Here is an 8,976-nt window from a genome sequence, read left to right as displayed (position 1 = left end):
CATAATGTACTCTCACCTTTTTATTTTATTTAGTTCAAAACTAGTACTTTATAAGCTTTGACAACAGTCTTTAATACCTGTACAAACATAGGAGATGCATAAGGAGCTAACCCCGGATTTTAACGAATTTTTACTGCGAGTTAGTTCGCCCTTCATTCAAATGATTTGTGATTGTGGCAGTAATCCAATTTGCGATAGATTTACTATTTATATCATGTAGATTTAAGTGATATTGTAACAGTGGAAGAATGATATTATAAGCATTAATTAGAGATACGTTGTTAAAATATTTGTATAAAAGTTCTTTCCAATCAGCTATCCATAGTAGGGTACTCGATTCTTTCCATACATCGAGGTAGATTTCATCAATTACTGAAGTGTTTTTTTGGTACACTGCTTGTACCAATCCAGTTATTTTTTTTATTTCTGTATCCTTAAAAAAGTATTTTTCTTTGTAGTCAACCTCTTTTGTTTCTAAAAAGCAAGTTATTGTAGTAGATATTTCTTCTTTGTTTCCCGTAAGTTTAACTTTAAACAGGACGAATACCAAATATAAGGCAAACGAAAAACCGGCCTCTTCATCGATTTGGTCATCTTCAAATTCTTTTGCTAAGAGTTCAGAGATAAATGATTGTACATCTAAATAATCGTTTTTCCATACTTCGGCAAGATCGGGTCGGCTGATATTATCTACAATTGAATTGTTCGGATAATCCATGAAGAATTGTTGAGTAGGGCGTGGACTAGCTTTTCTAACTGATGGATTTTCAGCTATATAGGTTTTTAAACCCTTCATTACGAAATTTATGTGTTCATCAGCATATGAGGACGCTATTTGAACAAAGAACTGAATATTATCACCTTTATCCGTGCTACAAAACAATAATATCGATTTTATAATATTATTATCCTTTTGTTTAAGCTCATTTAATAGCGGATTTAGACAACGTTTAAATAGTTGGGGCCATTTTTCCTGACTATAATATATTGATATGTTTAACCATTTTTCAGTGAAAGTATTCATGCAACTATTTTTTATTTTAAAAAGAATGGTTCAGTGACATTGAAGTTTTTATAAATCCAATCATTTCCGAACCCATTTTCATTGACAGTTGTTTTATTTTCATGCATATTGAACTCCATAATCTGTTTATTATAATGTTGGCTGTATATAAAAATCGCAAACTGTATTAAGGATGATGTAGACTTCCCCGAACTTCGGCCATAAGAATTAGAGTTATGAATTGATTCATTAACTTTAATCTTGACCATGAAAAGAAAAAATTTCACAGAAAGCCAAATCGTATCCGCCCTGAAGCAACAGGAAGGCGGTATCACCGTTAAAGACATTGCCCGCGACCTGGGTATAAGTGAAGCAACCTTCTACAACTGGAAAGCAAAGTATGGAGGCATGGAGGCATGGAGGCCAGTGACGTAAAACGTCTTAAGGACCTTGAAGCTGAACATGCAGAGCTGAAGAAAATGTACGCAGAGTTATGCATAGAAAACCGGGCCATGAAGAATCTTATCGAAAAAAAGTTGTAACGCCCCAGGAAAAACGGGATGCAGTTGAATGCCTAGTAAAGGAAGAACAACTGAGTATCCGCAAGGCGTGTAAAATAGCAGCTATCCCGCGTAGTACGTACGAATACAGAGCCATCCGCAGGAATGATACTGCGATTCAGGATGCTTTATCAGCTTTGGTTGAAAAACATGTGGATATTGGCTTCTGGCAGTCCTATTATCGGTTAAGAAACAAAGGATATGCGTGGAATCATAAAAAAGTCTATCGCGTGTATACCGACCTGAAACTGAATATTCGTCGACGGGTTAAGCGTCGTCTCCCTTCACGGATCAAAGAGGCATTGCTGATACCTGAAACACCCAACGAGGTCTGGAGTATTGATTTCATGTGTGACGCATTGGTGGATGGCAGGAAGTTCCGGCTGTTAAATGTAATAGATGACTTTAATCGGGAATCATTAGCGATTGAAGTAGATACATCATTGCCATCTTTGCGGGTAATCAGGGTATTAGAAAGGATCATAGAGGGCCGCGGGCAGCCACGTTGTATCCGGACTGATAACGGTCCCGAGTTTATAAGCCACAAGCTCCAGCAATGGTGTGAAAGCAGAGAAATCAAGTTGGCTTATATCCAGCCTGGGAAACCAACACAGAATGCGTTTATAGAGCGAAAAAACGGAACGCTCCGCAGGGGGCTGTTAAATGCCTATCTATTCAACAGTCTTGCAGAAGTTCGGCTTATGGCGGAAGAATGGAGAATAGACTACAATACTGAAAGACCGCATAAAGCCCTTGGGTATCTATCTCCTGGCAAATACGCCGAGCGTTTTTATCAAGGTCTATTGCATGAGAAGCTCTAATCCTGACTGGCTTAGTTTTAGGGGAAGCTTACAATTTTGTATGCTTCCCGGAACTTCAGCCACAAGAATTAGAGTTATGAATTGAATGAATTATTAACTTTAATCTTGACATGAAACAGAAAAAGTTTACAGAAACTCAAATTGTGGCCGCTCTTAAGCAGCAAGAAGTGACCTCATTAAAATATTTTTACTTCCGGAGTAAACAATATAAAATAACTCCGAAAGAAATGATATACGTAATAAATAATCTTTCTAACCGTTTATTCGAAGAATCAATTTTTCTGTTCAATTCTTCCTTCACCTTACTAAGCTCCTCTAGTATTTTTTGACTATTATCTTCCATATCTTTTTCTTTTAAAATAATACATTATTTGTAATAGTTCAAATATATCTGCTATTATTATAAAATATACTGTATTTATCTCGCAGCTTAGGGTTCTTCTAAAAAATTTAAATTCTTCAAAGCACAAGTGCCGTAATGAACTATACTATAAAAAATTAGAGAGCTGTACAAGTACAACTCTCTAAACAGGCTAACTTAGGTTGCCTTATAGACTGCTAAGTTAAATATTATTTGGTTTTAAACACAGAATCTCTGCGTGAAACCCGGATCGCCTCGTAAATGAGGATGCCCGCCACTAAGAGGATGAGTAAGGTGCTGGAAATACCCGCTATCTTCAAGCCTTTGAAATATGTTTTGGGCTCGAATTTCATTTCTATCTTATGGTCTCCTGCCGGGATCTTAATGGCACGAAGCGCATAGTCTGTGCGGATGATATCCGCTGGCTTGCCGTCGATGGTTGCTTCCCAACCGGCAGGGTAGTAGATCTCAGAGAATACGCCCAGGCCTTCCTGAGAATTATGGGAGGCATATTCCAGTTTATTTAAACCGTATTTGGTCAGTTTAATATAAGCGCTGCTGTCGGCGCCTGGTTTGAAGTTGCCTACCTGCGCCTGGAAGCGCTTGTCGATCACCGCGGTGTCGCGGGTGTTCAGGTAATCGAGCGTTTTCATTTCGGTGTTGGCATCCGGCGCCCAGATGATATCTTTTACGAACCAGGCGTTGCCGTATGCATCAGGGTTGCGTTGCGCTACCGGCTGTCCTTTCTGATCCGGAACAATGAAATACTTGGTGTTGAGCATGTTCATCACCTTCATATTGTTCTTGGAGATCTGGTGTGTGATGAGGTCCTGGTAAAGCCACAATTTAGCAGGGCTGTAGCCGCCGATGTTCTTATGGAAGTAAGAAGGGGAGGCGTCATCAAACGGCGCGGTAGTTAAGTTCAGTACGCGGTAGTAAGGATCAGGGTCTTGTTTGATCTGCTGATCGGCTGCTGTAGGCTGTAGTTCCTGCATGTAGGTCATGTCGTCTACAAAGCTTTCGTTGTTCAGGTAGTTTTTATCTACCATGAAGAGGTCTATGGTAACAGCGGCGGTGAGTACAAGGATTGCTCCTGTCCATTTCAGTTTATCCTGGATGAATGCCCAGATCGCAGCGGCGGCGATCAGGATGAAGATAACGGAGCGGAAGCTGTCTTTCAGCAGCAGGCTGCTGCGGTCTTTTTCCAATGCGCGGACCAGCAGCCGGCCATTTTCTTCTCCTCCCAGCATCTGGCCAAGGTATTGAACCATACCGGCATCGCTGGCGCCGGAGAAACCGATCATGTTCGCGATCACAACAAAACCAACGAGTATGCCGCCGGTGATGTACAATGATTTTTTAAGGGCTTTAAGCAGTTCGTCTTTGGTATGCTGCCCGTTTGCAACTTCCTGCAAGGCGTAGCAGGCTAATACCACGAAGGCGAAACTTGGTACTACCAGCGCCTGGGCCGGCGCCCTGAATTTATTGTATAAAGGCAGGTGATAGAAAAGAAAGTCGTTGATGAACGACATATTTTTACCCCATGCCAGGATGAAACCGATAGCGCTGACAGCAAGCAGCCACCATTTGAGCCAGCTGCGTACTAACAATAATGAGAGTACGAAAAGGAAGCAGATGATAGCGCCGATGTATACAGGGCCGGATGTTCCCCTGGCCTGTGCGCCGTAGTACAAAGGCAGCTTCTGTTGAGCCAGGTATTGTTCTACCTGCGCTTCAGGTACGCCCAGGCTAACCATTTGTTGGGCGAAGTTGGAATTGGTGCTCAAACGCTGACCGGAGGAGTTACCCACGTAGCCAGGAATAAGGAAAGTACCTGTTTCCGCTTTCCCGTAGCTCCAGTCAAACGCATAGTCGATGTCCAGGCCGGTGGATTTTTTCTGGGCTACATCTTCTTTATCCAACGTCAGTTCAGAATGACTGCCGCGCATGGTATAGTCGGTATACTCGCGTAAAATAAGGAGGCTGTCCATAGAGGTAAGTACAGCCAATACGCCGGCAATGGCCAGCAACCCGGAAGCTTTGAAGAACTGCGGTAATGTTTGCGTTCTGTAAGCGTGGATAGCTGCGCCTACAGCCAGGCACAATACCATGATAAGGGTATAGTAGATGATCTGCAGGTGGTTGTTGTAGATGAGCATGGCGGTAGCCAGGGCTGTCAGCGCCATTCCCTGCAGCAGCCTTCCCCTGTAGGTCAGGATGATGCCTGCCATTACAGCCGGCATCAGGGCGATGTCGTACATTTTGGTGATGTGACCAACATCGATGATAATAACGTTATAAGAGCAGAAAGCAAATGCAATGGCGCCTAATATCCTGATCCAGTATTTGAATTCCAGTACGCATAACAGGATGTACATGCATAGCATAGCCAGGAACAGCAGGTTTACCGGGGCTGGAGTATACAGAGAGGCGACGTTGTTATTGAAGTAGGCTATTTTGTTCGTACCGGGTCCTGTATATATAACATAGGAGGGCATTCCGGAGAACATGCTGTTGGTCCATAACGGGCGATCGCCTGTAGCTTCATAATAGTCTTTTGCCTCTTTTGCCATTCCCTGAACATTCTTCATGTCGCCCTGGTTTACTACCTTGCCCTCGAGAACAGGGGAGCAGTACACAAATGCCAGTAAGAGGAATAAACCTATGGCGGCCAGATGTGGAAGAATGGCTTTTAGCCAGTTTTGCTTCATTGGATATTTTGAATTTAGTTTTAAAGAAACAAAAATAACTGTAATTTATCCGAAATTTCAATATGCGCTGGATACGGTTCCTTTTAAAATTGGCTTTTATCTGTAATTTATGCTTTCTGATCAGTGAAGTCCTGCGTTATACTGTTTATAATCATACCTATGATGCGGTTATCAATCATGTGCTGGTATTGGGTATAGGTATTGCGTTTCCACTGAATGGCCTCATCTGCGTGGTCACCGGTGTTTTATTAATGTTAAAAAAAATCCAGTGGAAGGCATTGCCGCCCTGGCTATATTTGCTGAATATTATTTTTCTGATCGTTCAACTGATAGTTAATTATTAATGGTCCATCAGCTTCTAAAAGATAAGCCAACAAAACTGTTTGTTCTATTTGCAGCCTTTTTTGTTGCAAACGCCCTCATCGCCGAATGTATAGGAGGTAAACTTTTTTCGTTGGAAAAATTACTGGGTTTGCCTGTGCATACCTTTACCCTTTTCGGGCAAAGCGGCTTGTCGTACACGCTAACGGCGGGCGTATTATTATGGCCGCTTGAATTTGTGATGACGGATATTGTGAATGAATATTTCGGTCCTAAAGCCGTACGCCGCATTTCTTATATTGCGGTGGGGATGATCTCTTATGCGTTCGTGGCCTTTTGGGTGGCGATGAGCGTACCGGCCGACAGCTGGTGGCTGGGCAGCCGTTCAGACCAGGGGATACCTGATATGCAGGCGGCCTTTACAGGGATCTTCGGCCAGGGGATGTGGATCATCTTTGCCAGTCTTACCGCTTTCCTGGTAAGCCAGATCGTGGATGTTACGGTATTTCACCGCATCAAACGCCACACGGGAGAAAAACATGTGTGGTTAAGGGCTACCGGTTCTACGCTGGTTTCACAGCTGGTCGATAGTTTTATCGTGTTATATATTGCCTTTAAGATCGGTAACGGCTGGAGCTGGCAGCGGGTGCTGGCTATCTGCCTGGTGAACTACAGCTATAAGTTTGTAGTGGCTGTAGCGCTTACCCCGTTGATCTATTTTATGGAACATAGGATAGAAAAGTTCCTGGGGCATGAAACTGCGGCAAAAATGAAGGCAGCAGCTATGCAAAGCTAGGCATAGCGTTGTTTTACAAGATCGGCTACTACTTTGTCGATAGGCAATGTTACGGCGGCTGAGGAAAAGTCTTCCCAGTCGATCCATCTTGCCCTCTCCATTTCACTGATCCCTTCCGGAACAGTAAAATCGAAAGGCTTGCTGATCACCGGCGCCACAAAGGGCGATAAAGGCGTTACGAGGTAATAGATGGAAATGATCTGGGTTTCATTATCGAAAGCTGATATCTGGAAGAAGTCAGTGGTGTAAATATGTTCTACCACTTTTACATCCTGGCCCAGTTCTTCCTGCCATTCCCTTACAATACATTCCAGGGTGCCTTCGCCGAACTCCAGTCCGCCGCCGGGAAACTTGGTATAATATCCTCCCCTGATATATTCATCGCTTACCAGCACCTGCCGCTGTTCATTGATCATTATACCGTATACTCTTACGTTGAAACCTGTTTTCATATCAAAATTAAGTTAGCTCAGAACCATTTCTTCTTCATAAAATACCAGCTGATAATTACAGAAATGGCAATGGAAAGGATGATAGGGATGTAGAAGGCATGTACGGTATGCTGGTAGGGAATGTCTACGTTCATACCATAAATGCTGGCAACCAGCATCGGGAAAGTGAGTACGATGGTGATGGATGTCAGCCTTTTCATGACCACGTTCAGGTTGTTGGAAATGATGCTGGCAAAAGCATCCATAGTACTGCTGAGGATGTTCGTATATACGTTGGCCATTTCAAGGGCCTGCGAGGTATCTACTATAAGATCCTGGAGGAATTCTTTCTCATCTTCGTTCAATCCCAGGAAGTTGGTGCGTTCCAGCTTCATTAATAATAATTCATTACTTCTGAGAGCTGTTACAAAGTAAACGAGGCTTTTCTGGATACGCATGATACCCAGCAGTTCTTCGTTCCTGTTGGAATCGTATAATTTGGCTTCCAGCATATTCCTGCGCTGGTTGATCTCCTTCAGGTAGTCGAGGAAATTGATAACCACTTTTTCAAAGATCTTCAACACCATCATATTGCGCTTTTCAGGAGAGCGGTTGTGGAAGGTGTTCAGGAACTTTTTGATAGCGGTATTGTCGAATGAGTTCACCGTGATGATCTGGTGGTGGGTTAAGATGATCACGATGGGTATGGTAATGTAGTAAGATTCGCTTTCGTTGATGGAGTTATTTTCCGTAGGGGTCTTTAATACGATGAGCTTTACGTTGTCTTCCAGCTCATAGCGGGATTTCTCGTCGATATCCAGCGAGTCGGTGAGGAAGTCTAACGGGATATCCAATTCTTCAGATAAGTGTTCGAATTCGGCTTGTTTCAGGGGAGGGGTAATGTTTACCCATGCGCCGCTTTCCGGCTGGCTGATCTCCACTGTTTTGCCGTCTATATTAGTGAAATATTGGATCATCGAAGCTGATGTGTTAAAGTCGTTTACTGCCTTCCTGCAAACATGGCGGAAATATTATATTTTGATATCGCCCAGTTTGGATTTGACAAAATTAATCCTGCTTTTCCGGATGGAGAAGAAATTATTATTACGTAATAATTTCTTAAAGCCTCTTTTGATCCGCATCCCCGCCGAGATGACCGGCGCTGCATTGTTCCAGTTAGGCTGCGGCTTGCGGAGGAACGTATATGCATAATCGCCCTGGCTCCATACAGCGCCATCCTTCTGCAGTATCACTTCAGTGCCGGTAGCTGCGGCCAGTGCAGCGATGGTCTGGATGGTTATATCCTCATCCACCGGCTGTACTTGTTCGGGGTGATGCGCTTTCAGGTAGGCCTGCAACCTTGGGGTGGGATAGGAAATGAAGACAGCGCCGTCGTTACTTAACAGGCGGCCAACTGCCTTATTGAAAGAGGGTTTTATTTCATCTGCAATGTGTTCATATACATCCATCATTACGATAAGGTCGAACTGCTCCCCGCTAAAGATGCTGTCGTCGAGTATGCCGCAAACGTATTTTACACGCTCGTTCCCGAAAAGGCGGGTAGCCACTTCGATGGATTTTTCGCTGATGTCCAGGCCTGTAACTTTTGCTTCCGGCCAATAACGGTGCATCTCGTACGAAATGTCGCCCAGGCCGCACCCGATCTCGAGGATGTTTTTAGGGGCAGACGCTAAGCTGATCAGCGTTTCCCAGGCCATATCAATCCTCCGGCTGCCATAGATATATTTATGGAGCTTTTCTGTGGTGTGTTCGTCGTAGTAGGCTTTTACTTCCTGGTAGCTTGGAGTATTTATCGACATTGTAGATTCTCTATAGGTAAAGCTGCGAAGTTCTACTATTTTACTTTGAAAAACAAGCCTTTTATGCCCCCTGCTTGCATTAATCCCACGAATAGTATTAATATTGCTGATTAGTTGAATGTGCCGGCTGCGAGTCTGGGTTCCTGCACATA

Annotated in this window: 6 protein-coding genes and 1 pseudogene; 2 read left to right on the top strand and 5 right to left on the bottom strand. The window is 43.4% G+C overall.

Annotated elements, in window-relative coordinates; genetic code table 11:
- Nucleotides 1-130: 130 nt before the first annotated feature.
- On the bottom strand, nucleotides 131-1,024 hold the full coding sequence (locus tag BLV62_RS26690; protein WP_089765987.1) for a hypothetical protein: 894 nt from the start codon (nucleotides 1,022-1,024) through the stop codon (nucleotides 131-133).
- A 246-nt stretch (nucleotides 1,025-1,270) separates the two neighbouring features.
- On the opposite strand from BLV62_RS26690, the pseudogene BLV62_RS26680 reads away from it, so the two are divergent.
- Nucleotides 1,271-2,384 (top strand): annotated as a pseudogene (locus BLV62_RS26680) (IS3 family transposase).
- Nucleotides 2,385-2,954: 570 nt separating this feature from the next.
- Here the strand turns inward: BLV62_RS26680 and BLV62_RS26670 are convergent.
- Complete coding sequence (locus BLV62_RS26670; protein WP_089765981.1) at nucleotides 2,955-5,456, bottom strand: YfhO family protein; 2,502 nt, start codon at nucleotides 5,454-5,456, stop codon at nucleotides 2,955-2,957.
- A gap of 454 nt (nucleotides 5,457-5,910) precedes the next feature.
- On the opposite strand from BLV62_RS26670, the gene BLV62_RS26660 reads away from it, so the two are divergent.
- Nucleotides 5,911-6,573, top strand: a complete 663-nt coding sequence (locus tag BLV62_RS26660) for a queuosine precursor transporter (RefSeq protein ID WP_225889719.1) — start codon at nucleotides 5,911-5,913, stop codon at nucleotides 6,571-6,573.
- Here the strand turns inward: BLV62_RS26660 and BLV62_RS26655 are convergent.
- From BLV62_RS26655 to BLV62_RS26645, 3 genes are read right to left on the bottom strand one after another with little or no spacing between them, the layout of a single operon-like run.
- A complete protein-coding gene (locus tag BLV62_RS26655) occupies nucleotides 6,570-7,025 on the bottom strand; it encodes an NUDIX domain-containing protein (RefSeq protein WP_089765976.1) in 456 nt (151 codons plus the stop codon). The genes BLV62_RS26660 and BLV62_RS26655 overlap by 4 nt on opposite strands.
- 17 nt (nucleotides 7,026-7,042) lie before the next feature.
- On the bottom strand, nucleotides 7,043-7,981 hold the full coding sequence (locus BLV62_RS26650; protein ID WP_089765973.1) for a magnesium transporter CorA family protein: 939 nt from the start codon (nucleotides 7,979-7,981) through the stop codon (nucleotides 7,043-7,045).
- Nucleotides 7,982-8,035: 54 nt separating this feature from the next.
- On the bottom strand, nucleotides 8,036-8,824 hold the full coding sequence (locus tag BLV62_RS26645) for a class I SAM-dependent methyltransferase (RefSeq protein ID WP_089765972.1): 789 nt from the start codon (nucleotides 8,822-8,824) through the stop codon (nucleotides 8,036-8,038).
- Between the last annotated feature and the right edge of the window lie 152 nt (nucleotides 8,825-8,976).

The organism is Chitinophaga terrae (ex Kim and Jung 2007), assembly GCF_900107795.1.
Lineage (GTDB): Bacteria > Bacteroidota > Bacteroidia > Chitinophagales > Chitinophagaceae > Chitinophaga > Chitinophaga terrae.
The sequence above is the reverse complement of the archived record's forward strand: the minus strand, read 5'-3'. Positions and strand labels throughout refer to the sequence as shown.